Source organism: Polaromonas sp. SP1 (genome assembly GCF_003711205.1).
In the GTDB taxonomy this organism is placed as follows: domain Bacteria; phylum Pseudomonadota; class Gammaproteobacteria; order Burkholderiales; family Burkholderiaceae_C; genus Polaromonas.
On sequence record NZ_CP031013.1, the window covers coordinates 2,756,741 to 2,782,603 of the forward strand.

A 25,863-nucleotide genomic window follows, 5' to 3' on the forward strand; every position below is an offset into this window, starting at 1 on the left:
GCCTTACGCGTATCGGGTGTGGTTCTCACGTATGCGTCCCTGGTACAGCTATTCATCATCCGCATCGCGGAATCTCGTCCATTGACCACCAACGTCCATCCTTTCCGCCCCCATGTCCAGGGGAAGGTCGATTACCGCATGGAGTGTGGGGTCCATCGCCACGAGATGCGCGAGATGCACTGTCACCAAGTCCCTTTTCATCGCTTGCGCATCATTGAAGTCGTGATTCTCGGCGCGACAGTACATCTGCCAATCACCGCCCGCATGGGAAACAAACAGCACTGGCTTTGAGTGGTTGACGACGCATCGGCAGGCGATGACGCCAAGAGTTTCCGTGGAAGTCATTTTTGTGATGTCAGGGTAATGTGTGTTGCAAAGTCGCTGCGGTCGGCGATTCCTATCTGGTCGGGCACCAGGGGTTCCTCAAAGCTGATTGAGGATTAAATTTTAGGGACGCTTACAGAATCCGTACGAATATGGTTTCCCCGAGGGTCCGCAACAGGCTGTTGGCGTCAGCCTGGTTGCTGGATCAGACGGAAAATCGGTCGTCTGTGAGTGCACGTGGCGGCTGTGCAACCGGCCTTGCATGCGAAGTCGGGGACCTTCGTCTACCGCCCCGAATTCGCCCGTATCCGGTTCACTTCCACCGGCGTGATTTCGCTCGCGCGGTTGCCCCATGACTGCCGGATGTGGGTGAGGACCAGCGCCATGTCGGCGTCGTCGAGTACCAGCACAAAGGGCGGCATGCCGAAGGGGCGGGGGTTGCCTTCGGTGGCGGGCGCGTAGCCGCCGTTGAGGACGATCTGCACCAGGTTGGAGGCCTGGGGCATGGTCACTGCGCGATTGCCTGCAAGGGCCGGGTAGGCGTTGGCGATGCCTTCGCCTTTTGCGCCGTGGCATTGCGCGCAATTTTGTTCATAGAGTTTGGCAGCGCGCTCCACCGACTCGCCCTGGGTTTTGATGGCCGCAGGCTGCGGTGCCGCGGTGTGCGAAGCGGGCAGCTCTTTCAAAAACTGCGCCATCGCGCCCAGGTCGGCGTTGCTTAAATATTGGGTGCTGCGCTGCACGACTTCGGCCATGGGGCCGGTGACGGAGGCGCGCGGCGACACGCCGTTTTTCAAGAGGCTCACGATGTGCTGCTTGTCCCAGTCGCTCACACCGGCCTCATACGGTGAGGTGAGTGAGGGCGCATACCAGTTTTGCATCGGGATCAGGCCGCCGGCCAGGTCCAGGCTCTGCTCTGTGGCGCCCAGTGCGTTGCGCGCGGTGTGGCAGGCCGCGCAGTGGCCCAGGCCCTTGACCAAGTAGGCGCCGCGGTTCCATTCGGCGTTGCGGGCGGTGTCGGGTTCATACACGCCGGGGCTGAAGTAAAGCGCGCGCCACACGGCCAGCGCCGCCTGCGACTGGTAAGGAAAACGCAGCGCGTGCGGCTGGTTGGGTTGCACCACGGCGGGCAGGCTGCCCAGGTAGGCAAAGATCGCGTCGGAGTCTTCACGCGTGACCTGCGTGTAGCTGGTGTACGGGAAGGCCGGGTACAGCAGGCGCCCGTCTTTGGAGCGGCCGTTGTGCATGGCCCGCCAGAAGTGGGACGACGACCACGCGCCTATGCCGGTCTTGTCGTCGGGCGTGAGGTTGGAGGTGAACACGGTGCCGAAAGGCGTGGCGATGCCCAGGCCGCCCGCATAGGGCTGGCCGCCCTGCGCGGTGTGGCAGGTCTGGCAGTTGCCGGCGCGCGCCAGGTAGGCGCCGCGGGCCACCATGCTGTCGCTGGGCGCGGCGGCGGCGACCGGGGTTTTGACGTCGACCTCGCCGCGCACATTCAGGGCCCAAACCAGCGCACCCGCAGCCAGTGCCAGCAACACCAGGGCCACCACAATTTTCAGAGTTGTTTTCATCGCTGCGCCTTTGCTGGCGCGGTGCCTGCTGCGGGCACAAGCGGCACCTCAGGCGCACTGCCGCAGGTAATGCCCTGCGCACCCGCCGCCAGCGGCGGCAGCGATGTCGCCGGCTTGGTACTGGCGGGCAGCGGCTGCGCGGCCAGCCAGCTGGCCACGGCGTTGATGTCTTCGAGCGAGAGGCGCGCCACCACGTCTTTCATGCAGTCGGGCGCATGGGCGCGGCGCTGGCCGGCCTTCCAGGCGCCCAGTTGCGCATTGAGGTAGTCGCGCGGCAGGCCCAGCAGGCCCGGGATGCCCGGCGCCACGCCCGTCATGGCCTGGCCGTGGCATTGCACGCAGGCGGGCACCTGGCGTGCGGCGTCGCCTTGCATCACCAGCTGGCGGCCGTGGTTCAGGGCTTCGGGCGAAACAGCTGGGGGCAAGGGGGCGGGGTAGGGCACCTCAAGTTTGGAAAAGTACTGCGCGATTTCCATCAGGTAAGCATCGCTGAGCGGCGCGATGAGCTGCGTCATCAGGCCGTAGTGGCGGCGCCCGTCGCGAAAGTTGAGCAGCTGGTTGTAGAGGTAGCCGGCCGGCTTGCCGGCCAGGCGCGGGTAGTAGCCGTCGGGTGCGGCGCGCCCTTGCGGGCCGTGGCAGGCAGTGCAGGCCATGGTGCGCTGTGCGATGGTGTCTTCAAACGGCGGCGGGGCGGCTGATGCGGGGCTGGCGGCCAGCCATGCCGCGGCGGCAATGGCGGCGAGCGGGCGGAGCAAGCGCAAGAACAAGCGAGCGCTTGCAGGACGGGTCTTTTGCATGGGGCCATCATGCCCCAGCCGGGCTGTGGGCGTAAGGCTCAGATGCCGCCAGAAAAAGCGTATCAGATGAAAAATGGATGAAAATTGCAGTATCAGATGACATCCCATGGGAATCCTCCTTCATGAAGCGCTACGAACAACTGGCCGAGTTGCTGGCCGCCGACATCCGCACCGGGCGCCTGGCCCCCGGCACGCGGCTGCCGTCCATCCGCACCATCACGGCCCAGCACGGCCTGAGCGCGTCGACCGCCTTCAAGGCCTATTACCGGCTGGAAGAAAAAGGCCTGGTGCGGGCGCAGACGCGCTCGGGCTATTACGTGACGGCGCTGGCCGCGCAGCAGCTGGCGGCGCCGGCCCGCGGCGCGGTGGTGGCCGGCAAGCCGGGCAAGGCGCCCGCCCGCGCGTCCGCCACGGTGGCGCAGCGGCCTGATGTCAGCGAACTGGTGTTCTCGGTGCTGGGCGCGGCGCAAGAGCCCGACATGGTGCCCTTGGGTTCGGCTTTTGCGTCGCCGGGGCTGTTTCCGCTGCAGCGGCTGGGCAAGTCACTGGCCCGCAGCGCGCGCTTTTTGCAGGGGCCCGACACGGTGGCCAGCCTGCCGCGCGGCAACGAGGCACTGCGCCGGCAGATTGCGCTGCGCTACCTTGGCATGGGCATGGCGCAGCCGGCTGAAGAGATCATCGTGACGCACGGCGCACTCGAGGCGCTGAACCTCTGCCTGGCGGCGGTGGCGCAGCCCGGCGACTTGATTGCGGTGGAGTCGCCCGGCTTTTACGCCAGCCTGCAGGCGCTGGAGCGGCTCAAGATGAAGGCGCTGGAAATCCCCGTGCATCCGCAGGACGGCCTGGACCTGGCCGCGCTGGCCGATTCACTCAAGCGCCGGCCCGTCAAGGCCTGCTGGTTCATGACCTCCTTCCAGAACCCCACGGGCGCGAGTTTGCCGCTCGAGAAAAAGAAAGCGCTGGTCGCATTGCTGGCCAGCCACGACATCCCGCTGATTGAAGACGACGTGTATGCCGAGCTGTATTTCGGCAGCCGCGGTTTTTTGCCCGCCAAGGCCTTTGACAAGAAGGGCCTGGTGATGCACTGCAGCTCTTTCAGCAAGACGCTGGCGCCCGGCTACCGCGTGGGCTGGGTGTCGCCCGGGCGCTTCGGCCAGCAGATCGAGCGGCTGCGGCTGATGACCACGCTGACGGCCAGCCTGCCGGCGCAGCTCGCCGTGGCGGATTATTTGCAATACGGCGGCTACGACAAGCACCTGCGCAAGCTGCGCCACGCGATGGAGTCGCAGCTGTCCAGCCTGCTGGCGGCGCTGGCCCGCCACTTCCCGGCGGATGTGCGGGTGTCGCGCCCGGCGGGCGGCTATTTTGTGTGGGTGGAGTTTGCCGAGGGCTTTGATGCGCTGGCGCTGCACCAGGCGGCGCTGGCGCACGGTATCAGCGTGGCGCCGGGGCCGATCTTTTCGGCGCGGCGCAACTTCAGGCACTGCCTGCGGCTCAATTACGGTTATCCGTGGAGTGATGAATACGAAGCAGCCATGCAGACGCTGGGTACGCTGGCGAAGGCGCAAAGCCCGTATCGGTAGTTATTTACGCGTGTCCTGCAGGGCGCGCACGCAGGTCAGGAACTGGTCCCAGCTGGCCTGTACTTCCTTCATGCGCACGCCTTTGTCCAGCACGGCGCCGCAGGCGGCTTCAGCGCGCCGCACGACTTTGGACAGCGCGCTGGCCGGCAGCGGCGGGATCTGCGCGCGCAGGCTGTCGGCCTTGCTGCGCATTTCGGTGATGGCGTCTTTGGCCAGGGTCTTGTTGCCGGCGCAGGCAATCATGCCGATCATCTCGGCCATTTCGCCCAGGGCCGGGTCCAGGTGCCAGACGGCGGCCGTCCCCAGCGCGAGTGCCCACATGCGCTTGTTGCGCACAGCAGGTGCTGCTGCCTGCGTTTCAGCCTGGGCGTTTACCGCTTCGGCAGGCAGGGATTCAGGCGCGGGGAGAGGGGGCTTGTTCATGCGGCTTGTCTTGTATAGACAAGGAATATTTTGCCTGAGCGGCGCGGCGGCGGCAGCCCCGCCGCCAAAAACCCGAATCTTGTAAAGGAAAAGTGCCCCCAGCCCATGGTCTGCCTGGGCTGGCAGCTATCAAAAATGTAGCGACTTCACGAAATCTCTACCCAGCCCGCAATACGCCGGCAAACCCAGTCGGCGTCGTCATGCGGCAGGTCGTGGCCGGCCCAGGGGTGCGTATGGTGTTCGGCTTGCCAGGCTTCGGCCAGGCGGGCCGAGCAGCGCGGGTGCACCAGGTGGTCGGCCGCTGAAGACAGAACCAGCGTCGGGCAGGGCGCTGGCGCCGTCATGGTGAAAGCCGCCGCGGCCTTGAGCTGCCGCCAGGCGTTGGCGGCGCTCACCGGCGCGTCCCGGCGGATCTGCGCCCAGGCCGCGATGTCGGCGTCTTGTTGCGACGCGCGGTTGCAGGTGAGGCGGTGAATGGTGCGTTCGACGTAGGGTGCATGGTCGGCGTCATTCCAGCGCGCCGCCACCATCGCCAGCGGCAGCCAATTACCGGGGCGCAGGCGCTCGGTGACGCTGCCCAGGGTCCGCATGCTGGTGTTGATCAACACCAGCCGGTCGACTTCCTGCGGATGGCGCAGCGCCCAGTCGGCCGCCACCATGCCGCCCAGCGACATCGCCACGATGCGGTAGGGCGGTGGCAGGCCGCGCGCCAGCAGCTGCGCGCGCGCAAAGTCCGCCATGGCGCGCACCGTGGTCGGCGAGGCCTCGTTGTGAAAAGCGCCGTTGCCCGGCAAGTCCAGCGCCAGCACGCGTGTGGCGCTGGTGGCCGAGCCCGGCAGCGCCCGCGCGAGCTGGTCGGCGAAGTCGCCCCAGTGGCGCGCCTCGCGTGTCAGGCCTCTTAACAACAACCAGCTCATCACAACACCCGCCTGGGCCGCCAGAAGGCCGTGGCCTGCCGCGCCAGCTGGGCGCGCTGCTCGCCCTCGGGCAGCCAGCGCGGCACGGCAAAGGCGGCGCGTGTGAGGAAGTCCAGCAAGTCCGCATGGCGGCGCAGCACGCGTTTGGTGCGGTGCGCTTTCATGGGGTTGAAGATGCCGTGCCGTGAAAACAGCTGGCGCGGGTTCTTGCGTATCCACAGCCACGAGCCGAGCTCCAGCGTCATCGGCAAAAAGACGTGGCCTGGCGGCGCATGGTCGTACGCGTGGTCCCACAGGTCGCCGTGCAGCAGGTACTGGTTGCTTTGCGGCTCAAAGCTGTAGGCGTGGTGCGGGTGCGATTGTTCCAGCATGGTCCGCAGCGCAAACATCTCCGGCAGGTGGCCCAGCAGCTTGCGCGTGCGCGCGTACGGAAACCAGATGCTGTCGTGAAAGCCATAGCCCGAGTGGCAGTCCAACGCGAGGCTGAAGGGGCGGCTGGCGAGTTGCTCCTTCACCACCTGCAGCATCGCCGCGCTTTCAATTTCCATCGGCGTGCCGGGCCGCCCGCAGTACCAGGGCAGCAGCGCGCTGATCGTTTGCCCGCCCGCCAGCCAGGGCACGCGGCTGTCGGCCCGCTGCGGCGCATTGCGCATCAAATCAACGCCCTGCGGGTTGGCGCGCTTGTGCGCCCACATGCCGCCGGGGTTGACGATGGGCATGAACACCAGGCGTATTTTTTCAAGCTGGCGGTGCAGCAGCTCGTCCCACTCCAGGCGATGCAGCAGCGCGCGCATGTAGTGCAGGATGAGCTGCGTGCCGATGCGTTCCAGCCCGTGGATGCCGCCGAAGAATCCGACGGCGGGCGCCTGCGGATCTGTAGAGCCGATGCTGGCGGTGTAGAGCGGAAACGAAGGCGACGCGGTGTGCGCCTCGGCCACGACGGCAACGTCAAAGTGCGAGCCGCCCGCCAGCAGGATGGCCTTCAGCTCTTCCAGCTCCGGGAAGCTGGCGGCCGCATCCCGCGCCGGCGTGAGGCTGTAGGGGCTGTGAAGGCTGCGGGGGCTCTCGGCACCGGCGTGAATGCTCGGAGGCAGGTCGTGCATCCGGCCATCCTTGCACATTTGTTTGACAGGCGCACTACAGGCCTGGTAACAGGCCGCCGTTTTGCCGCGCGCCCGGGATTTTGCTATCAATTCAGGAGCGATATGCCCATGCTGCACCTGGGCTGAAGGCCTATTTAGCTTGAAAACAGCTTGAGCCCGGCAATGCCCGCCAGGATCAGCACCAGCGACACCACCTGCCCCACTGAGAGCGCTTCATGGAAGATCGCCGCGCCCACCACGGCGGTGCCCATGATGCCGATGCCCGTCCAGGCGGCGTAGGCCACGCCCATGGGCAGCACCCTTAAGGCCAAAGCCAGCATCCAGAAGCTGGCAACGGCCGCCGCAATGCCCAGCGCCGTGGGCCAGGGCCGGGTGAAGCCGTCGGCATGCTTGAGCGCGCTGGCCCAGACGATTTCACACAAGCCCGCGGCCAGCAGCCATGCCCAGCCGGCCGTCATGCGAAAGCTCCCGCGCTACGCATTGGCGCCACCGTCAACCGCGACGGACGCGCCAGTAACGACGCGCGCCTCGTCGCTCGCCAGGTAAGCCGCCATGGAGGCAACGTCTTCCGGCTTGCCGAAGTGGCCCAGCGCGGTGAGGGCGCGCTGGCCGTCTGCGCCGTCGGCGCTGGCGGGGTTCATGTCGGTGTCGGTGGAGCCGGGGTCGATCACATTGACGGTGATGCCCCGTGCGCCCACATCGCGCGCCAGGCCCTTGGTAAAGCCGATCAGGGCCGATTTGCTCATGGAGTAAAGCGTGACGCCGCCATGCGGCACGCGCTGGGCAAAACATGAGCCGATGGAGATGATGCGACCGCCCGCGCCCATGTGTTTGAGCGCGGCCTGAGAGGCGACAAACACCCCGCGCACATGGATGGCCAGCGTCCGGTCTATCTGTTCGAGCGTCACGTCTTCGGGCGGGCCGTAGGGAAAGATCCCGGCGTTGTTGACCAGGATGTCGAGCCGCCCGAAGGCCGCGGCGGCCTGGTTGACCGCCGCCACCAGCGGCGCCACTTCGGCGCTGTCGGCCTGGATGGCCAGGCCGCGGCTGCCGGTGGCCGCTATCTGTTTGACGACTTCCGCTGCGCGGCCTGCCGAGTTGACGTAAGTGATGGCGACGTCGGCGCCGCGCTCGGCCAGGCGCCTTGCGATGGCGGCGCCTATGCCGCGGCTGGCGCCGGTGACCAGGGCGGCCTTGCCTTTCAGATCCTGCATGCTTGCTTCCTTTTCAGTGAATGGTTTTGGGGCTCTCAATTAATATACCAATCGGTATAAAATTGGCATGGTACCCTGCAAAAGCCGTCAAAAAGCGGCGCTCCAAGAATTATTTACCTGTTGGTACAAAAACCACATTCCCGGCGGAATCCATAGACCCATGACTGAACGAGGAAGACCCCGCGCATTTGACCGTGAAGAAGCCCTGGCCAAAGCCATGCAGGTCTTCTGGTCGCAAGGCTATGAAGGCGCGTCCATGGGCGAGCTCACCGAAGCCATGGGCATCAACAAGCCCAGCCTGTACGCGGCCTTCGGCTGCAAGGAAGCGCTCTTTCGGGAGGCGGTGCAGTACTACAACAGCGTGGAATGCATCGCGCTTTCGCAGGCTTTGCAAAACGAGCCAACGGCCCGCGCGGCGATCGAGGCGGTGCTGCGCATCAATGCGGGCACCTATGTGAGCTCGGGCACGCCGCCCGGCTGCATGATCGTGGTGGCCTCCATGCGGGGCGCCGAAGAAAACGCCGAGGTGCGCAGCTTTTTGATGAAGATGCGCAAAGACGGGCAATCGGGCCTGGCCGAGCGCATTGAGCGCGGCATCCGCGACAAAGACGTGCCCGCCAAAGCCGACGCCGCCAAGCTGGCGGCCTACTACACCACGGTGATCCACGGCTTGTCCATCCAGGCGCTGGACGGCGCTTCGGCCGAAGAGCTGCAGTCCGTCGTCGACTGCGCGATGGCCAGCTGGGACACGCTGGTGCGTTGACGGCCTGGCGGCTCAGTTACCCGTTCGCTGCTCAATCGCCGAGATCACCTGCCGCATGGCCTTGTTCACCGGCTTGTCGCTGCGCATGATGAGCGCCAGCGTTCGTTGCAGGCGCGGGTAGAGCGGGTGCACGGCCAGCCCGGGGTGTTGCCCGGGTCCGGTGACGGCCATGGCCGGCAGGATGCTGCAGCCCAGGCCTGCGGCCACCATTTCCTTGATGGCTTCCACGCTGCCCAACTCCATGACGGGTTTGGGCGCGTGGCCCGCGTTACGAAACCACTGGTCGATGATCACGCGGGTATTGGCCGCCGGCTCGAACAGCACCAGCTCGCGTTTGGCCAGGAAGGCCGGCGTGATGCGGGCCGGCAGCCCGGTCTCGCGTTTGGGGATTACCGCCACAAACTCGTCGTTCAGCACCGGCGTGGTCACCAATGCGCGGCGCTGCACCGGCAAGGTCACCAGCGCCATGTCCATGGTGTTGCCTTCCACTGCCTTGACAAAATCAGCCGTGTTGCCCGTGCTGACCAGCACGCTCAGGTTGGGAAAGCGCACCCGCAGCGAGCGCAGGATATGCGGCAGCAAATACAGGCAGGCCGTGGCGCCGGTGCCCAGCGTGACCCGGCCCGCGACGTTGGCCGAGTGCGCGGCCATGGCGGTCATCACGCCTTCTACCGCTGAATCCACGTGGCGAATCTGCTCGAGCAGATCAATGCCCGCCGGCGTAGGCGCGGCGCGGCGTGCAACGCGCTCGATCAGGCGCACACGCAGGCGTTGCTCCAGCTGCCGGATCTGCAGGCTCACGGCGGGCTGCGACAAGCCCAGCCTTTCGGCCGCACCCGAGAAACTGCCGGTTTCGATGATGAGCGCGTAGGTGCGCAGGTGGTCGAGGTTGAGGGTGAGGCCGAGATTTGACATGCAAAGAAATTCTAATGAAAACCATAAGATTTTACATATTTACTTATGGCATGTCTTGGGCAACGATGAGGGCATGCAGTCTTCACACACCCTTCATCCACGCCCCATCGCAGTGGGTTCCGTCTCCATCCACCCTTGTTCCGAAGGCGATATCGAGGCGATCCAGGCCATCTACGCCCATTACGTGGCGACCAACCTCGCCACCTTCGAGCTGGAGCCGCCCACGGCGCGCCAGATGCTGTCGCGCCGCGCCGACATCCTGGGAGGCGGTTATCCCTATCTGGTGGCGCGCCTGGGCGCAGAGGTGGTGGGGTATGCGTACGGCAGCGCTTACCGGTCACGGCCGGCGTACCGTCACACGGTGGAGGATTCGATCTACGTCGCGCCCGGCCACCGCCAGGCCGGCATCGGCAGTGCCTTGCTGCGGGAATTGATTGCGCAGTGCGAGGCACGGGGTTTCCGCCAGATGGTGGGTGTGGTTGGCAACAGTGCCAACACTGGCTCGCTGCGCGTGCATGAGGCCCTGGGCTTCACAAGGGTCGGCACGCTGGCCTGTGTCGGCTACAAGTTCGGCCAGTGGGTCGACACGGTGCTGATGCAGCGGATGCTGGGCGAGGGCGCCTCAACGCCCGCGGCTTCGGTGGCCATTGCGCCGGCTCAATCGGCCGGCTGAATCACCACATCCGACAGCGGGTAGGCCACACAGGGCAGGATGAATCCGTCGCGTTTCTCCTCGGCGCTCAGGCCCGGCCACTCGATACGGTAAGCCACCTGGCCGCTGGCCAGCCGGCAAATGCAGGTGCGGCAGGTGCCGTTGCGGCAGGAGCTGGCCAGGCCCAGGCCCGCCAGCTCGGCAGCCTTCAGCAAGGGCATATCGGCGGGCGCCGCGAACGCGGGGCCGTCAGGCGCAAGGCGGGCGGTAAAGGGCATGGGGAAACGGGAGCAGTGGGGAGGTCAGGCGCGGAGGGCTGAATTTACCCCAGAAGCCGCCAATTGCAGCCCAGAGGGGCGTTGCCATGGCGCGGGGCCGCTGAATTGCGCGACAATTCCGCTCCCCGCGCATTTTTCGCATCGATTCACAGAACAAGCACAAGCGACCTTTTTCCATGTCCAGTTACTCCGTCCGCCACGCCACGCCCCGTGATGCCAAAGCCATCGCAGAGATCCATGTCGCCACCTGGCACGCCGCCTACAAAGACCTCATGCCGGAGGAATACCTGGCCAAGATATCCGTCGACAAACGCCTGGCCTACTGGAAAGAAGCCATCGAGTTCAGTGAGCCGCAACTGCTGGTGGCCACCGAGGGCGACGAAATCGTGGGTTTTGTCGGTTTCGACCGCTCGCGCGATGCGGGCACCAAATCCACCGTGGGCGAAATCTGGGCCCTGTACGTGTCGCCTGAGCACTGGGGCAAAGGCGCTGGCCTGGCCTTGTGGGACGGCGCGCGCGAGGGCCTGAAGGAAGAAGGCTGCACACAGGTCACGCTGTGGGTGCTGCTGCGCAATGAGCGCGCGCTGCGTTTTTACGAGCAGGCTGCGGGGTTCAAACGCGAAATGCCTTCGCTGAAGACGGTGGCGTTTGGCAGTGTCAAGCTTGAAGAGATCCGGCTCAAGCGGGCAGTGGACTAGGATTTTCTTCTGGGCGGTTTTTTAGGTGTTTTGGCCTCTAGTCCAGGTGGTTCCTTGGGTTTTAGCTCCTGAATTGATAGCGTTCACCGCACACCGTACACCGTACCCGTACCCGTACCCGTACCCCACATCCGTTCGGGCTGACCCTTCGACAGGCTAAGGACAAGGTACGCCTGACGGCGTATCGAAGCCTTTACCCCTTCCGTTCGGGCTGAGCTTGTCGAAGCCTGGTGGTGCTCCGGCGGGGTGCTCTCTGCTGAGGCTTGCTGGCCGGGCAACCCCCGGCCAGCAACCCTTAGACGAGGGAGCACGGGCCGGGGCAACCACAGCCCCTCTCAAGAAGGCACGTTCACCACCCGCTCATCATCATCCGGAATCAGCGGCATCCCCTCATCCGGCTCCACCGGCAAAGCCAGCGCATCATCATCGTCCTCCGCCTCCTCGGGCGGCCCGAAGCGGGGCTGGCCGTTGTCGGTCACTGGGGCCTTGAAATCATGTTTGGCGGTCCTGGGCATGAAACTTCTCCTTGGGCATGAAGCCCTGATGATGCGGGCGTGTGGCGCGCAGCCCGCCAAGCCAAGTGGCTGTTCTTCTGTCAGTGCGTGCCGACAAGCGCCCAGCCGCGGCAACACTCTCTTGTCCTACATGCACGCTGTCTTGCCGCGCACAGCCGGCGGCCCGGCGCGTGCCTACAGTGAATAACTGACCCGAGGCCCATCAACCCCATCATGGCCGCACCGGTATTTTGTAGAAATTTTTTGAAAGAAGCATCATGGACAAAACCACAGCATCCTCCGCCAACGACAACCCCATCCAGCGTGGCGTCGAATCCGCCGGCGCGGCTTTGCACAGCAGCATCGACAAGGTGGCAGAACCCGCGCGCAGTGCGGTAGAGCGCGCATCCTCCGCGGCGCACGAGGGCGTGGACAAACTGGCCAGCGGCGCCACGCATGTGGCCGACCGTTTTGCCGACCAGACGCGGCTTGTGAGCGAGGCGCCCGGCCGAGTGCTCGAGGCTTCGAAATCCTGGGTGCAGGAAAAACCGCTTGAAGCAGTCGGTGTGGCCCTGGCGCTCGGTTTTATTCTGGGCCGGTTGACGGCGCGCTAAGCCGCACCGGCTGCCGCTGCTCCCGTTCAGCCAAAGCCGCCCTTGGGCGGCTTTTTGCTGCACCGTGCTTCTGCGGAGGGAGTGACACCAAATTTGGGTACAGTAAGCCACCTTTCCCGGCGCGCTACAACGACAACATCTCAGCGCCGGATCTTGCAGGTCCTCACCGGCATGTCCCACCTCTTCTGAATAAAACTTATGGCCAGCAGCCTCCTTGCCCTGATTGATGACATCGCCACCGTGCTCGACGACGTGGCATTGCTCTCCAAAGTCGCCGCCAAAAAAACCGCCGGCGTGCTGGGCGACGACCTCGCGCTCAATGCCCAGCAAGTCTCCGGCGTCAAGGCCGACCGTGAACTGCCCGTGGTCTGGGCCGTGGCCAAGGGCTCTTTCATCAACAAGGCCATCCTGGTGCCGGCGGCGCTGGCCATCAGCGCTTTTGCGCCGTGGGCGGTGACACCGCTGCTGATGGTGGGCGGCGCCTTTCTTTGCTACGAAGGTTTTGAAAAGCTGGCGCACAAATTCATGCACAACGCCGACGAGCAGGCGGCGCAGCACGAGGCCCTGACGGCCGCACTGGCCAATCCGGCGGTTGATTTGCTGGCGCTTGAAAAGGACAAGATCAAGGGCGCGGTGCGCACCGACTTCATCCTGTCGGCCGAAATCATTGCGATCACGCTGGGCACCGTGCAGGCCAGCCCTTTCATCACGCAGGTGGCGGTGCTGTGCGGTATCGCGCTGCTGATGACGGTGGGGGTTTACGGCCTGGTGGCCGGTATTGTCAAGCTCGACGACGGTGGTTTGTACCTCAGCCAGCGTGAAGGCAGCGGCGCCTTGCAGCGCCTTCAGCGTGCTGCAGGACGCGGCATTTTGCTGGCCGCGCCGTGGCTGATGAAGGGACTTTCCATCGCGGGCACGGCGGCAATGTTCCTGGTGGGCGGCGGCATATTGACGCACGGTATCGCACCGTTGCACCATGCGATTGAAGCGCTGGCTCAAAAAGCCGCGGCGATGGGCAGCCTGGGCGGTTTTCTCGCCGCCCTGACGCCGTTGCTGATGGACGCTGTTGTGGGCCTGATCGCCGGGGCGCTGGTGTTGCTGGCAGTGACGTTGGCCAAAAAGGCGTGGCCTCGCCGTTAATACGCGCCGCGCGACTTTCGCGTCAGTCCTTTAGCCTGCCCGGTTTTTCCGGCTGGCCCGGCTTTCCACGATCCCCATGGGCCTCGCCGGCGGGCTGGTTGTCCTGAACGGAAAAGGGCCAACGGCCTTTTTGCTCAGGCAGCACAGGCTTGGCTGCTTCCCGTGCTCGTTGCTCCAGCGCCTTGCGGCTTTCGGCATCGGGTGCGGGTACTTTAAGTCTGGGCATCGGATCTTTCTCCAAGATAAAGAGGGCGTTTTAAAAAGGGCGTTCAACGCATTTCATTCACGCTTTCACTTTAGTCCTCGAAGAGACGGGCGCCTGTAGGTTGGCAATGACGCCGGCTGTAGGAGAGCCGGGGCCACGTGCCAAGGCAGCCCTGATACCCGGCCCGCCCGGCAAGCTGCTCTTGCGCTGGATCAGGTCGTGCTTGGCAAAGAGCTCGGCGATCCAGTCCACAAACACGCGCACCTTGTTGCTCAGGTGGCGGTTGGGTGGGTAGACCACATGGATAGGCTTGGCCTCCGAGCACCAGCCGTTAAAGAGCGGCTCCAGCGCGCCGCTGCTGATGTGGTGCTGCACAAGGAAGGTGACCGTCTGCAGGATGCCCAGGCCGGCCAGCGCCGCCGCCACACCGGCGTTCGAGTCATTGACCGACAGCTGGTGGTGGCCGTCGATCTCCACCACCTCACCGTCCTTGTGCAGCGTCACGTTGTAGAGCTTGCCGTCGCGCGGTGAGAAGTAGCGGATCAAGCGGTGCCCGTCGACCAGTTGCCTGGGGTGCTCGGGCGTGCCGTGGCGCTTGAGGTAAGCCGGCGAGGCACAGGACATCAAATAGAACTCGCCGATGCGGCGCGCCACCAGCGACTGGTCGGTGATCTCGCCGCCGCGGATCACGCAGTCGACGTTTTCCGCCAGGATGTCGATGGGCCGGTCGCTCACGCCCAGCTCCAGCTGGATGTCCGGGTAGCGCGCATAAAAGTCCGGCAGGGCCGGGATCACCACCGCCATGCCCAGCGATGAGGGGATGTCCACCTTGAGCCGCCCGCGCGGGCTGGCTTTGGCGCGCGACATGCTCGACTCCAGCTCTTCCATCTCGCCCAGCAGCCGGCCGGCGCGCTCGTAATAAGCGGCGCCGTCGGCGGTGACGGTGACTTTGCGCGTGGTGCGATTGAGCAGCTTGGTGTCCAGCGACAGCTCCAGCGTCTGGATCAATCGCGTCACGGTCGGCTTGGGCATGCCCATGGAGTCGGCCGCCTTGGTGAAGGTGCCGGCTTCCACGACCCGTACAAAGGCCTGCATTGCGGAAAACTTGTCCATGAAGAGTCCAGTCCTTGTGAAGGTGGTCAGCGGGTGTCGCGTTGGGTGAGCCGCCTGCCCCGCCCCCTGGCTGTGTTGGCCGTGGGGTGGCAGGTGGCTCTAAGGGTCTGTAAACGTAGGCCCGTCAGGCGGGCATGGGCTGAAGGCGAGGGGCGATTGTGACGAGCATGGCCGCTTTCTGCGGCGGGCGGCAAATAGCCCTGCCATTCGTCAGGGATTACCCGCAGATCATTGACCCTGCCATGGAGGGAAGGCCGAAGCTGCGCGCCTATGTCATTCAAGAGTGTCTTCATGAGCGGGGGCCGCGGTTCAGCAGGCGAAATGCCCTGCAGCGCCTCGGCATACCCCGATTGTTGCACTGGTGAAATAAAGTATGAATGGAATGGCTATTTATTAAGTGATTCCCGGCGCGTATCTTCTGCTGCATCGCAACAAACAGGAGCCCCGCGCGGTTCATCATGATCAAAAGCCACCAGCCCGCCCTCACCGGCGCCGACAAAGCCACACCCCTTTGGGTGGACAAACAGATCCAGCTGGCGCTGAAAAAGCCGCTGGACGTGCGTTTTTATGGCCGTCGCAGCAGCAAGGGCGCGTCTCCCCTGGTGGTGCATTTTCATGCCGGCGCTTTTGTGGGCGGCTCGCTCGAGGGCGGTTCCTGCGTCGCGGGGCTGCTGGCCGATGCCGGTGCGGTGGTGATGTCGCTGGACTACCCGTTGGCGCCCGAGCATCCATTTCCCAGTGCCGTTGAAATGGGCTACGCCGCACTGGTGTGGGCCTTCAAGTCCCGTGCCAAGCTGGCCGGCGCCGGCGCGCCCGTCTTTGTGGCCGGTGAAGAAGCCGGCGGCAACATCGCCGCCGCCGTGGCGTTGATGGCGCGCGACCTGCATGAGCCGGCGCTGGCCGGGCAAATCCTGCTGTCGCCCATGCTGGACCCGTGCCTGGCCACCGCTTCGCTGCGCGACGCCGAAGCCGGCCCGGTCGGCTGCACCTGGGCCGACGGCTGGCACAACTACCTGCCGCGGCTTGAAGACGCGAGCCACCCGTACGCGGCCCCGGGCTCGGCCTATCGCCTGACCGGCCTGCCGCCCACGCTGCTCATCACCGCGCAAGACGACCCGCTGCGCGACGAAACGCTGGCCTATGCCGCACGGCTGCGGGCCGCCGGGCTGGCCGCGCGCGATGTCGTGCTGCCGGTGCCCACCGGCTGGCCTTGCAGCTACCTGGAGCCGGCCGGCCGCAAAACCGCCTGGGGCCCGATCCTGCACGAGCAGTTCAGCGGCTTCCTGAACGGCGCATTGGCGGCGCCGGCGGCGGCACACAGTTTTTCCTGATCACACATAACTATTTTTTCTGGAGGGAGTTCACATGCAATCCATTCACCCGACCACGCTGCACCGCGCCACCGCAGCAGCCGGTTGTTGTCGCAGCGAATAGGCAACGCGGCAGGGCAGAAGCCCTTGGTGTTCCGGTGCTATTGCGTATGGCGCTTGACCTCAACTTAAGTTGAGGTTTTAGATTCGCAGCCTTGTACGCAGAACTCCTATCAGGTAAGCAGGTTCGTTTAATTTTTTCAATTTCTTTGTTCATTCCTTTATTCATTTCCTTATTCATTTCCTTATTCATTCACTTCTAGCGAGAACTCTGATGCCTTCGATCAAACTTCATACCCCCCAACGCCGTGTCCTGGCGATTGCACTGGCCGTGCTGGCGCTGACCGGCGTGACCGCCGCCATCTTTGGCGTGTCCGGCACGCGCGCCCAATCTGGTGCGCCCGGCGAGCCGCAAGCCACGCCCGTGTCGGTGGCCACCGTGGTGCAAAGCGACGTCTCCGCCTGGGACGAGTTCTCCGGCCGGCTTGAAGCGGTCGAGCGGGTGGACATCCGCTCGCGCGTTGCCGGCAACATCCTGTCCGTGCATTTCCGCGAAGGCGCACTTGTCAAGAAAGGCGACCTGCTGCTGACGATCGACCCGGCGCCTTATGCCGCCGATGTCGAGCGCGCCGACGCGCAAGTCGCCGCCGCGCAGGCCCGTGTGACCCAGGCCAAGGGCGAGTACGAGCGCTCACAGCGCCTGTGGAGCGAACAAGCCATTTCCAAACGCGAGTTTGACGAACGCACCAACGGCAAGGGCGAGGCCGACGCCAACCTGCGCGCCGCGCAGGCCGCGTTGCAGACTGCGCAACTGAGCCTGGGCTACACCCAGGTGCGCGCGCCTGTCGCCGGCCGCGTCGGCAAGCTGGAAGTGACCGTGGGTAACCTGGTCGCCGCAGGCCCGGGCGCCCCGGTGCTGACCACGCTGGTGTCGGTGAGCCCGATCTACGCGAGCTTTGATGCCGACGAGCAGGTTGTCGCCAAGGCCCTGAAAGACGTGGGCGGTAATGGCGGCGGCGGCGCGGGCAGCCGCAACCTCGAACGCATCCCGGTTCAGATGGGCACGGCCGCCAGCACCGACACGCCGTTTGAAGGCAAGCTGCAGCTCGTCGACAACCAGGTCGACGCCAGGAGCGGCACCGTGCGCGCCCGCGCCGTGTTCGACAACAAGGACGGCCAGCTGATGCCCGGCCAGTTCGCGCGCATCCGCATGGGCCAGGCCACCAAAGGCACGGCGCTGCTGATCAACGAGCGCGCCGTCGGCACCGACCAGAACAAAAAGTTTGTGCTGGTGGTGGGCGCCGACAACAAGGCGGTCTACCGTGAAGTCACGCTGGGCGCCAACATCAACGGCCTGCGTGTCGTCAAGGGCGGCCTGGCTGCCAACGAACGCATCGTCGTCAACGGCCTGCAGCGCATCCGCCCCGGTGCACTGGTGGCGCCGCAGCCGGTCGATATGTCGGCTAAAGCCGAACTCACCGAAAAAGCCGTGAAGGTCGCGGCCAAGTCCTGAGCCGTCCTTGATACCTGAACAAGAAGAATCGCCATGAATCTATCGAAATTTTTTATTGACCGGCCGATCTTTGCCGGCGTGCTTTCGCTATTGATGTTCATCGCCGGACTGATCGCGCTGCGCTCGCTGCCGATCGCCGAATACCCCGATGTCGTGCCGCCCACGGTGGTGGTGCGCGCCAACTACCCCGGCGCCAACCCCAAGGTGATTGCCGAGACCGTGGCCACGCCGCTGGAGGAATCCATTAACGGCGTGGACGGCATGCTCTACATGAGCAGCCAGGCCACGACGGACGGCATCATGACGCTGAACGTCACCTTCAAGCTGGGCACCGACCCCGACAAGGCCCAGCAGCTGGTGCAAAACCGCGTCTCGCAAGCCGAACCGCGCCTGCCTGAAGAAGTGCGCCGCCTGGGCATCACGACCATCAAGAGCTCACCCGACCTCACGATGGTGGTGCACTTGCTCTCGCCCAACGACCGCTATGACATGACCTACCTGCGCAACTACGCGGTGCTCAATGTCAAGGACCGCCTGGCGCGCATCAACGGCGTGGGCCAGGTGCAGCTGTTCGGTTCGGGCGACTATTCCATGCGCGTCTGGCTGGACCCGCAAAAAGTGGCTGAGCGCGGTTTGTCCGCCGGCGACGTGGTGCGCGCCATCCGCGAGCAGAACATCCAGGCCGCCGCCGGCGTGGTGGGTGCTTCGCCCGGTTTGCCCGGCGTGGACATGCAACTGTCCATCAATGCCCAGGGCCGCCTGCAAAGCGAAGAAGAGTTCGGCGACATCATCGTCAAGACCGACAAGGGCGGCGCCGTGACGCGCCTGCGCGATATCTCGCGCCTTGAGCTGGGCGCTTCGGATTACGCGCTGCGCTCCCTGCTGGACAACAAGCAGGCCGTCGCCGTGCCGGTGTTTGCCGCTCCGGGCTCCAACGCCATCCAGATCTCGGACGACGTCCAGGCCGTGATGAAGGAGCTCAAAAAGAGCATGCCTGAAGGCGTGGACTACGAAATCGTTTACGACACCACGCAGTTCGTGCGCTCTTCCATCGAGGCCGTGGTGCACACGCTGCTCGAAGCCGTGGCGCTGGTCGTGCTGGTTGTGATCATCTTTTTGCAGACCTGGCGCGCTTCCATCATCCCGCTGCTGGCGGTGCCCATTTCGGTCATCGGCACCTTCGCGGTGATGCACCTCTTTGGTTTTTCGATCAACGCGCTCAGCCTGTTCGGGCTGGTGCTGGCCATCGGCATTGTGGTGGACGACGCCATCGTGGTGGTGGAAAACGTGGAGCGCAACATCGAGGCCGGCCTGAGTCCGCGTGACGCCACCTACCGCGCCATGCGGGAGGTGTCGGGGCCCATCATCGCGATTGCGCTGGTGCTGATCGCCGTGTTCGTGCCGCTGGCTTTCATCACCGGCCTGTCGGGCCAGTTCTACAAGCAGTTCGCGCTGACGATTGCGATCTCGACCGTGATCTCGGCGATCAACTCGCTGACGCTGTCGCCCGCGCTGGCCGCCTTGCTGCTCAAGGGCCACGATGCACCGAAAGACGCGCTGACCCGCGGCATGGACAAGGTCTTCGGCCGCTTCTTCAATGCCTTCAACAAGGCCTTCAGCCGCGGTTCTGAAAACTACAGCCGCGGTGTCAAGGGCGCGATCTCGCGCAAGGCGATCATGTTGGTGGTGTATGGGGTGCTGGTGCTGGCCACCACGGGCCTCTTCAAGGCTGTGCCCAGCGGTTTTGTGCCCGGCCAGGACAAGCAGTACCTGATCGGTTTTGCCCAGCTGCCTGACGGCGCCACGCTGGACCGCACCGAAGACGTGATCCGCCGCATCAGCGACATCGCCATGAAGCAACCCGGCGTGGAGCATGCGATTGCCTTCCCGGGCCTGTCGATCAACGGTTTTACCAACAGCTCCAACTCGGGCATCGTGTTCCTGTCGCTCAAACCGTTTGACCAGCGCACCACCGCCGACCTCAGCGCCGGCGCCATTGCGGGCCAATTGAACGGCAAGTTCGGCGGCATCCAGGAAGCGTTTATCGCGATGTTCCCGCCGCCGCCTGTGCAGGGCCTGGGCACCACCGGCGGCTTCAAGCTGCAGCTGGAAGACCGCGCGTCGCTCGGCTATGAAGAGCTGGACAAAGCCACCAAGGCCTTTATGGCCAAGGCCTACCAGACGCCAGAGCTGGCCGGCATGTTCTCGAGCTTCCAGGTCAATGTGCCTCAGCTTTACGCCGACATCGACCGCACCAAGGCCCGCCAGCTTGGCGTGCCGGTGACCGACGTGTTCGACACCATGCAGATCTACCTGGGCAGCCTGTACGCCAACGACTTCAACAAGTTCGGCCGCACATACAGCGTGCGTGTGCAGGCGGATGCGCCTTACCGCGCCCGTGCCGAAGACATCGGCCTGCTGAAAGTACGCTCGGCCACCGGCGAGATGGTGCCCCTGTCGGCGCTGATGAAGGTCACGCCGAGCTTCGGCCCTGAACGCGCCATGCGCTACAACGGCTTCCTCTCGGCTGACATCAACGGCGGCGCCGCGCCCGGTTATTCCTCGGGCCAGGCACAGGATGCGGTCGCCCGCATTGCGGCGGAAACCCTGCCGCCCGGTATCAGCTACGAATGGACGGACTTGACGTACCAGGAAATCATTGCCGGCAATTCCGCCATGTGGGTGTTCCCGCTGGCCCTGCTGCTGGTCTTCCTGGTGCTGGCCGCGCAGTATGAAAGCCTGACCTTGCCGATCGCCATCGTGCTGATCGTGCCCATGGGCCTCTTGGCCGCCATGCTGGGCGTGAAGCTGACCGGCGGTGACAACAACATCTTCACGCAGATCGGCTTGATCGTGCTGGTGGGGCTGTCGGCGAAGAACGCCATCCTGATTGTGGAGTTTGCGCGTGAGCTGGAGTTTGCCGGGCGTACCCCGCTGCAGGCCGCGATTGAAGCCAGCCGCCTGCGCCTGCGCCCCATCCTGATGACCTCGCTGGCCTTCATCATGGGCGTGCTGCCCCTGGTGCTGTCGACGGGCGCCGGCGCCGAAATGCGCCACGCGATGGGTGTGGCGGTGTTCTCCGGAATGATCGGGGTGACGGCTTTCGGCCTCTTCCTCACGCCGGTGTTCTACGTCACGCTGCGCGCGCTGACGGGCAACCGTCCGCTCAAGCTGCACGGTGAAGTGCCGCACATCGAAGCCTTTGCCGGCGCCGGTGGTGCAGGTGCCCACGCGCAACCCGCAGCGCCCCTCAAGCTTCACGAATAACAACAAGCATCACTCAGATCACGTTAAGGAGTTCATCATGAACCGCACAACATCAAAACTGCGCACCGCCTTGCTGCCGCTGCTGGCCGCCCTGGTGCTGGCCGGTTGCGCCACCAGCGCATCGGTAGACCCGGCCAGCATCCCCGCAGCGCCCGCAGCGTATAAAGAGAATGCGACCGCGACAGCCACTGCCGCAGCGACGGCCCCGCAATCGCAGGGCACCTGGTGGAAGGTGTTTGCCGACCCCGTGCTCGACCAGCTGGTCGAGCAGGCCGGCCATAACAACAACAGCGTGAAAGTGGCCGCCGGCCGCCTGGCCCAGGCGCGCGCCATCCTGCGCAACACCGACGCCGACCGCCTGCCGCAAGTGGGCCTGAGCGGCGGCGCCGTGCGCCAGAGCAACATCACCACCAACCGCGTGGCGCAAACCACGGTGACGGCCGCGGCCAACTTCTCGTATGAAGTCGATTTGATCGGCAAGCTGTCGCTCAACTCCGATGCCGCCTCGCTGGACGCCAAATCCCGCGAAGCCCTGCTGCGCAGCACCCAGCTGCTGGTGCAGGCCGACGTGGCACAAACCTACCTGAACCTGCGCGCGCTGGACACCGAGCGCACGCTGGTGCGCGACACACTGCAGGCCTACCGCAACACGCTGCGCCTGACGGAAGTCCGCTTCAAGGAAGGCGACGTGGCCGAACTCGACGTAGCCCGCGTGCGCACCGAGGTGGCATCGACTGAATCCGAAGCGCTGGCGCTGGACCGCCGCCGCGCCGAGCTGGAACACGCGCTGGCCGTGCTGGTGGGCGAGGTGGCTTCGAACTTTGCCGTTGCACCCACCGAGTGGTCGACCGCCTTGCCGGTGATTCCGGCCGGTGTGCCGAGCACCGTGCTGGAGCGCCGCCCTGATGTATCGGCCGCGCAAACCACCATGCAGGCCGCGCAGGCCCGCGTGGGTGTGGCCAAGGCCGCCTGGTTCCCGACCTTCTCGCTGACGGGCAACGGCGGTTATGCCGCGCCGCAGATCCAGGACCTGTTCAAGGTCTCCACCCAGGCCTGGGGCGTGGGCGCATTGCTGTCGCTGCCGATCTTTGACGGCGGCCGCCGCCAGGCCGGCGTGCAGAACGCCAATGCAGAACTCGACATCGCGCTGGCCAACTACCGTGAACAGATTCTGGTCGCCTTCAAGGATGTGGAAGACCAGCTTTCGGCCCTGCGCCTGCTGGCGGAGCAATCGGAAGCGCAGTCGCGCTCGGTGGCGTCTGCCACACGCGCCACCGTGCTGTCGGATTCACGCTATCGCAACGGCTTTGTCAGCCAGCTCGAACTGCTGGACGCCCAGCGCAGCGAGCTGCGCAACCGCCGCCAGGCGCTGCAGGTGAAGACTTCGCAGTACCTGGCGACGGTGGGCTTGATCCGGGCGCTGGGTGGTGGCTGGACAGTCTGATTGCACACCCCTGTTGAGGCTCACTTCGTGTAGCTTCCTCTCCCCTTGCAGGGGACGGCGCTTGCGGCCTGGCAAAGCCAGTTCCGCGGCGCCCTTGCTTGGGGGAATTTGGGTTTGCTATCGATTTAATAGCTGCTTGCCAAGGTGGGTATTGGGCTGGAGCCCGATTTGACTGCTAATTGACCACCCCTGTCGGCGCTCACCTTGTGTAGCGCCGTTTTCATTTCATGCAGGCGGCGCCTGCCGGCCCATGCCGGGCAGCTACCATCCGTTCAACAAGTTTCCGTTTTTTTAGAACAAACCAGGGGGAAAAGAATGAAGTTGAACGTTCGGGTTTTTATGGCCATTGGCGCCGCATTGACGCTTACGGCCTGTGTGAAAACCATGCCGCCGCTCGCACAGACTGATGAGGCGGCTCCTGTCAAAGTGATCATTTCCCAGCCAAACCACACCTATGCCGTGACGGGCGTCGTGTTCAAGCTGGAGCCGGACGAGAACGGCTGTTTGAGGCAAAAAAGGCTGAAAAGCCAGTTGATGGGTGGATCGTACAAGCGCGTATTCAACGCGCACCCCGGTGACCTCGTCGCTGTTGCGGTGGCCTCCGAATACGACATCAGCACAAAAAGGGCCTGCAGCGCCGCCTATGCTTTCAAGATCGATCCTGGGTTCAAACGCTACGAAATGGGCTCGACGGGGACATGTGCGACCCTGGGTTTTTCCATGCCGGACGAAGAAGGTTTCAAGGGATCGAAGAATGTGAAAACTGTCGTTTTCTCTTATCCCCTGACCCCTACCCTGGAAGAGAGAAAGGCTGACGCTCCCTGCATCAAGGCGCCCCGGGAGATTTTTGGCGATTGAGCCTCTGTGGGTAGCGGGGATTCCCGGGAGGGTAGGGCAGTTGCTACAAGTTTGATAGCTGCTTGCCAAGGTGGGTATTGGGCTGGAGCCCGATTTGGCTTGTAAAAGTCGGGTAGAGGCACGGCGGGGGAGCCTGGCTGATCAGCCCTGCGTGAGGCGTTTGAAGGCCCATCTGTTAAAACAGTCGGTTCGCTTCGGCGCTTTTCGCTCTTTTGACGCTCCCCTGATGACCACGACCCCAACGACCTCCAGCCCAGCCCCTGCCGGCGCTGCCCCCCTTATCCACTGGACAGAGGGCGGCCAAGCGCGTTCTGCGCGCTGGCGCTCCGAGCGGGGCGCCAACCCGCCCAAAAAAGTCGTTGTCGCCGATGACAGCATGGCGGCCGACACGGCTTACCGGCTGGCCTGCGAAGGCACGGGACTGCTTTGGCGGGGTGACTTCCAGAATGCGCGTTTGCTGCTGCAGGCCCTGGCGCGCCGTGTCGACAAGCCGGCCAAACCCAAGCGCGAGAAGCGCGTGAAAGACACGAAACCCGGTGAAGCCGTTGCTGCACCGGTGGCTGCAGCGCCCGTTTTCCCCGAAGCCTTTCACCTGCACCGCCAGGCCCAGGCGCAGCGCGCCCGTGTGCTCAGCATGGTGCTGATCCCGTTTGATGCCGACTACAGCATCCCGTTGCGCCGTGCGCCGGATGCGAAGAAGGCCTGCTCTGAAGCCTGGGGTCCTGCCAAAGAAGGAAACGGTTCTTCGGTGGCGTCGCTGCGTGAGCTGATGGGCTTCATCAGCTCGCACGAATGGCGCCGCAAGGGCGTGCCCATTCCAGCGCTGGGCGAAGAAGGGCCGCACAACCGCATCCACCCGCATTACGGCGTGTTCTCGCCGGTGCGGGGTGAATACATTGACCTCGTCGCGCAGGCGCCTGTGCCTGAGGGCACCGACGACCTGCTGGGTTTTGACATCGGCACCGGCACCGGCGTGCTGGCCGCCGTGCTAGCGCTGCGTAGCGGTGTGCAGCGCGTGATCGCCACAGACCAGGACCCGCGCGCGCTGGCGTGTGCGCGTGACAACCTCAAACGGCTGGGCTTTCCGCAAATCGAAGTGCGTGAGGCCAACCTGTTCCCGGAAGGCAAGGCGCACATCATTGTGTGCAACCCGCCGTGGTTGCCGGCACGCCCGGGCTCGCCGATTGAGCACGCGGTGTATGACGAAGACAGCCGCATGCTGCTGGGCTTCCTGAATGGCCTGGCGGCGCACCTGGAGCCCAAGGGTGAGGGCTGGCTGATCCTGTCGGACATCGCCGAGCACCTGGGCCTGCGCACGCGCCCCTGGCTGCTCGCCGCGATAGACACCGCCGGCCTCAAAGTGATTGACCGGCTGGACGCACAGCCGCATCACCCCAAGGCTGCTGACGCCACCGATGCATTGCATGCGGCGCGCGCGGCTGAAGTCACGTCCTTGTGGCGCTTGGCTGCCAAATAAACCCTGGAGCTTGTGGGTGCGATGAAAGCCGAGACACGCGAGACCGTCCTGCTGGCCCCGATGGAGGGTTTGCTGGATTTTGTGCTGCGCGACATCCTCACCCGCGTGGGCGGCATAGACCGCTGCGTGTCTGAATTCATCCGCATCACCGACCAGTTGCTGCCCGAGCGGGTGTTTTTGCGCATCGTGCCCGAACTGCACAACGGCGGCCGCACGCTGGCCGGCGTGCCGGTGCGCGCCCAACTGCTGGGTTCAGACCCGGGCTGCATGGCGGAAAACGCCGCGCGGCTCGCGGGCCTTGGCCCCGCCGGCATTGACCTGAATTTCGGTTGCCCGGCGGCGGTGGTCAACCGCCATGGCGGCGGCGCGTCGTTGCTGAGAGAGCCCGAAACCCTGACGGCTGTGGTGGGTGCGGTGCGCCGCGCGGTGCCCGCGCATATGCCGGTGTCGGCCAAGATGCGCCTGGGCTACGACGACGATGCGCGGGCCGTGGAGTGCGCGCTGGCGATCGAGGCCGGCGGCGCGGGCGAGCTCGTCGTGCATGGCCGCACCAAGGCCCAGGCCTACCGGCCGCCGGCCTACTGGGAGCGCATTGCCGACATCCGCGAGGCCGTCAAAATTCCGGTCGTGGCCAACGGTGAAATCTGGACGGTCGAAGATGCGCGCCGCTGCCGTGAAGTTTCCGGCTGCGACATGTTGATGATCGGCCGTGGCGCGGTGCGCGACCCGGGGCTGGGGCTGGCGATCAAGGCTGACCGCCTGGGCCAACAGTCGGCGGTGAGCTGGCCGGCCTTGTTGCCGCTGATCCACGACTTCTGGCACATCGTTTGTTCGCGCATCGAGCCGCGGGCCAGGGCCGGGCGGCTCAAGCAGTGGCTTAATTTTTTGCGGCGGCGGTTTCCCGAGGCGGAAGTCGCGTATCAGGCCATCAAAATCATTAACGACCCGGCGGTGGTGGATGCATGGCTGGCGCGCCTGTTGCAAGACAGTGAAGGCAGCAGGCTTTCCTTGGGTGCGTCGCACATGCCTGCGGCGGCGTTGGTTTAAGCCCGCACAGTTTGCAACCAGGCTTTACACAAACACCCCCGCGGCTTTGCAACCCCTACACCGCAGGGGAACACCATGAAGAC

At 64.8% G+C, this 25,863-nt stretch carries 25 protein-coding genes; 13 read left to right on the plus strand and 12 right to left on the minus strand.

Annotated elements, in window-relative coordinates; genetic code table 11:
* Window positions 1-48: 48 nt before the first annotated feature.
* From DT070_RS13095 to DT070_RS13105, 3 genes are all read right to left on the minus strand, one after another.
* On the minus strand, window positions 49-345 hold the full coding sequence (locus DT070_RS13095) for a hypothetical protein (RefSeq protein WP_153976368.1): 297 nt from the start codon (window positions 343-345) through the stop codon (window positions 49-51).
* Between the two features lie 263 nt (window positions 346-608).
* Window positions 609-1,895, minus strand: a complete 1,287-nt coding sequence (locus DT070_RS13100; RefSeq protein ID WP_122955799.1) for a cytochrome c — start codon at window positions 1,893-1,895, stop codon at window positions 609-611.
* Window positions 1,892-2,692 carry a c-type cytochrome gene (locus DT070_RS13105; RefSeq protein WP_122955800.1) on the minus strand — a complete coding sequence of 267 codons (801 nt, stop codon included), beginning with the start codon at window positions 2,690-2,692 and terminating at the stop codon, window positions 1,892-1,894. Before DT070_RS13105 ends, DT070_RS13100 begins: the two co-directional genes overlap by 4 nt.
* A gap of 122 nt (window positions 2,693-2,814) precedes the next feature.
* On the opposite strand from DT070_RS13105, the gene DT070_RS13110 reads away from it, so the two are divergent.
* A complete protein-coding gene (locus DT070_RS13110; RefSeq protein ID WP_122955801.1) occupies window positions 2,815-4,275 on the plus strand; it encodes a PLP-dependent aminotransferase family protein in 1,461 nt (486 codons plus the stop codon).
* Here DT070_RS13110 and DT070_RS13115 read toward each other — a convergent pair whose 3' ends face one another.
* The 5 genes from DT070_RS13115 to DT070_RS13135 form a co-directional block, all read right to left on the minus strand.
* Window positions 4,276-4,698 (minus strand): hypothetical protein, encoded by a 423-nt coding sequence (locus tag DT070_RS13115; RefSeq protein ID WP_122955802.1) that lies wholly within the window; start codon window positions 4,696-4,698, stop codon window positions 4,276-4,278.
* A 146-nt stretch (window positions 4,699-4,844) separates the two neighbouring features.
* Window positions 4,845-5,615, minus strand: a complete 771-nt coding sequence (locus tag DT070_RS13120; RefSeq protein ID WP_122955803.1) for an alpha/beta fold hydrolase — start codon at window positions 5,613-5,615, stop codon at window positions 4,845-4,847.
* Window positions 5,615-6,718: a M14 family zinc carboxypeptidase gene (locus DT070_RS13125; protein ID WP_228778500.1), complete on the minus strand. Its 1,104-nt coding sequence runs from the start codon at window positions 6,716-6,718 to the stop codon at window positions 5,615-5,617. Before DT070_RS13125 ends, DT070_RS13120 begins: the two co-directional genes overlap by 1 nt.
* A gap of 134 nt (window positions 6,719-6,852) precedes the next feature.
* Entirely contained in the window at window positions 6,853-7,176 is a 324-nt protein-coding gene (locus tag DT070_RS13130) for a multidrug efflux SMR transporter (protein ID WP_122955804.1), read from the minus strand.
* Window positions 7,177-7,191: 15 nt separating this feature from the next.
* Window positions 7,192-7,932: a 3-oxoacyl-ACP reductase family protein gene (locus DT070_RS13135; RefSeq protein WP_122955805.1), complete on the minus strand. Its 741-nt coding sequence runs from the start codon at window positions 7,930-7,932 to the stop codon at window positions 7,192-7,194.
* A 160-nt stretch (window positions 7,933-8,092) separates the two neighbouring features.
* Here DT070_RS13135 and DT070_RS13140 point away from each other — a divergent pair, with 160 nt between their 5' ends.
* Window positions 8,093-8,695, plus strand: coding sequence for a TetR/AcrR family transcriptional regulator (locus tag DT070_RS13140; protein ID WP_122955806.1), 603 nt, complete (start codon window positions 8,093-8,095; stop codon window positions 8,693-8,695).
* 12 nt (window positions 8,696-8,707) lie between these two features.
* Here DT070_RS13140 and DT070_RS13145 read toward each other — a convergent pair whose 3' ends face one another.
* Window positions 8,708-9,610 carry a LysR family transcriptional regulator gene (locus DT070_RS13145; RefSeq protein ID WP_122955807.1) on the minus strand — a complete coding sequence of 301 codons (903 nt, stop codon included), beginning with the start codon at window positions 9,608-9,610 and terminating at the stop codon, window positions 8,708-8,710.
* A gap of 73 nt (window positions 9,611-9,683) precedes the next feature.
* Here DT070_RS13145 and DT070_RS13150 point away from each other — a divergent pair, with 73 nt between their 5' ends.
* Window positions 9,684-10,283, plus strand: coding sequence for a GNAT family N-acetyltransferase (locus DT070_RS13150; RefSeq protein WP_122957394.1), 600 nt, complete (start codon window positions 9,684-9,686; stop codon window positions 10,281-10,283).
* Here DT070_RS13150 and DT070_RS13155 read toward each other — a convergent pair.
* Window positions 10,268-10,540 carry a 2Fe-2S iron-sulfur cluster-binding protein gene (locus DT070_RS13155; RefSeq protein ID WP_122955808.1) on the minus strand — a complete coding sequence of 91 codons (273 nt, stop codon included), beginning with the start codon at window positions 10,538-10,540 and terminating at the stop codon, window positions 10,268-10,270. The two genes, DT070_RS13150 and DT070_RS13155, sit on opposite strands and share 16 nt — an antisense overlap.
* Before the next feature lie 176 nt (window positions 10,541-10,716).
* Between DT070_RS13155 and DT070_RS13160 the strand changes: the two genes are divergently transcribed.
* A complete protein-coding gene (locus DT070_RS13160; RefSeq protein WP_122955809.1) occupies window positions 10,717-11,238 on the plus strand; it encodes a GNAT family N-acetyltransferase in 522 nt (173 codons plus the stop codon).
* A 335-nt stretch (window positions 11,239-11,573) separates the two neighbouring features.
* Here the strand turns inward: DT070_RS13160 and DT070_RS13165 are convergent, their stop codons facing one another.
* Entirely contained in the window at window positions 11,574-11,753 is a 180-nt protein-coding gene (locus DT070_RS13165; protein WP_122955810.1) for a hypothetical protein, read from the minus strand.
* A gap of 257 nt (window positions 11,754-12,010) precedes the next feature.
* Here DT070_RS13165 and DT070_RS13170 point away from each other — a divergent pair, with 257 nt between their 5' ends.
* Together DT070_RS13170 and DT070_RS13175 are read left to right on the plus strand one after the other, a co-directional pair.
* Window positions 12,011-12,346 (plus strand): YqjD family protein, encoded by a 336-nt coding sequence (locus tag DT070_RS13170; RefSeq protein ID WP_122955811.1) that lies wholly within the window; start codon window positions 12,011-12,013, stop codon window positions 12,344-12,346.
* Window positions 12,347-12,544: 198 nt separating this feature from the next.
* Window positions 12,545-13,486 carry a DUF808 domain-containing protein gene (locus DT070_RS13175; protein ID WP_122955812.1) on the plus strand — a complete coding sequence of 314 codons (942 nt, stop codon included), beginning with the start codon at window positions 12,545-12,547 and terminating at the stop codon, window positions 13,484-13,486.
* Window positions 13,487-13,769: 283 nt separating this feature from the next.
* Here the strand turns inward: DT070_RS13175 and DT070_RS13180 are convergent, their stop codons facing one another.
* Complete coding sequence (locus tag DT070_RS13180) at window positions 13,770-14,804, minus strand: LysR family transcriptional regulator (protein ID WP_228778499.1); 1,035 nt, start codon at window positions 14,802-14,804, stop codon at window positions 13,770-13,772.
* Window positions 14,805-15,262: 458 nt separating this feature from the next.
* Here DT070_RS13180 and DT070_RS13190 point away from each other — a divergent pair, with 458 nt between their 5' ends.
* The 7 genes from DT070_RS13190 to DT070_RS13220 all read left to right on the plus strand — a co-directional run bounded on the left by DT070_RS13190 (window position 15,263) and on the right by DT070_RS13220 (window position 25,780).
* A complete protein-coding gene (locus tag DT070_RS13190) occupies window positions 15,263-16,135 on the plus strand; it encodes an alpha/beta hydrolase (RefSeq protein ID WP_122955814.1) in 873 nt (290 codons plus the stop codon).
* 313 nt (window positions 16,136-16,448) lie between these two features.
* Complete coding sequence (locus tag DT070_RS13195; RefSeq protein ID WP_122955815.1) at window positions 16,449-17,687, plus strand: efflux RND transporter periplasmic adaptor subunit; 1,239 nt, start codon at window positions 16,449-16,451, stop codon at window positions 17,685-17,687.
* 33 nt (window positions 17,688-17,720) lie between these two features.
* Entirely contained in the window at window positions 17,721-20,954 is a 3,234-nt protein-coding gene (locus DT070_RS13200; RefSeq protein ID WP_122955816.1) for an efflux RND transporter permease subunit, read from the plus strand.
* 37 nt (window positions 20,955-20,991) lie between these two features.
* Window positions 20,992-22,398 carry an efflux transporter outer membrane subunit gene (locus tag DT070_RS13205; RefSeq protein WP_122955817.1) on the plus strand — a complete coding sequence of 469 codons (1,407 nt, stop codon included), beginning with the start codon at window positions 20,992-20,994 and terminating at the stop codon, window positions 22,396-22,398.
* 315 nt (window positions 22,399-22,713) lie between these two features.
* A complete protein-coding gene (locus DT070_RS13210) occupies window positions 22,714-23,256 on the plus strand; it encodes a hypothetical protein (RefSeq protein ID WP_153976367.1) in 543 nt (180 codons plus the stop codon).
* A gap of 226 nt (window positions 23,257-23,482) precedes the next feature.
* The gene (locus tag DT070_RS13215; protein ID WP_122957395.1) at window positions 23,483-24,733 is read left to right on the plus strand and encodes a class I SAM-dependent methyltransferase; all 1,251 of its coding nucleotides are present in this window, start codon (window positions 23,483-23,485) and stop codon (window positions 24,731-24,733) included.
* A 21-nt stretch (window positions 24,734-24,754) separates the two neighbouring features.
* Complete coding sequence (locus DT070_RS13220) at window positions 24,755-25,780, plus strand: tRNA-dihydrouridine synthase (RefSeq protein WP_228778498.1); 1,026 nt, start codon at window positions 24,755-24,757, stop codon at window positions 25,778-25,780.
* Window positions 25,781-25,863: the final 83 nt, after the last annotated feature.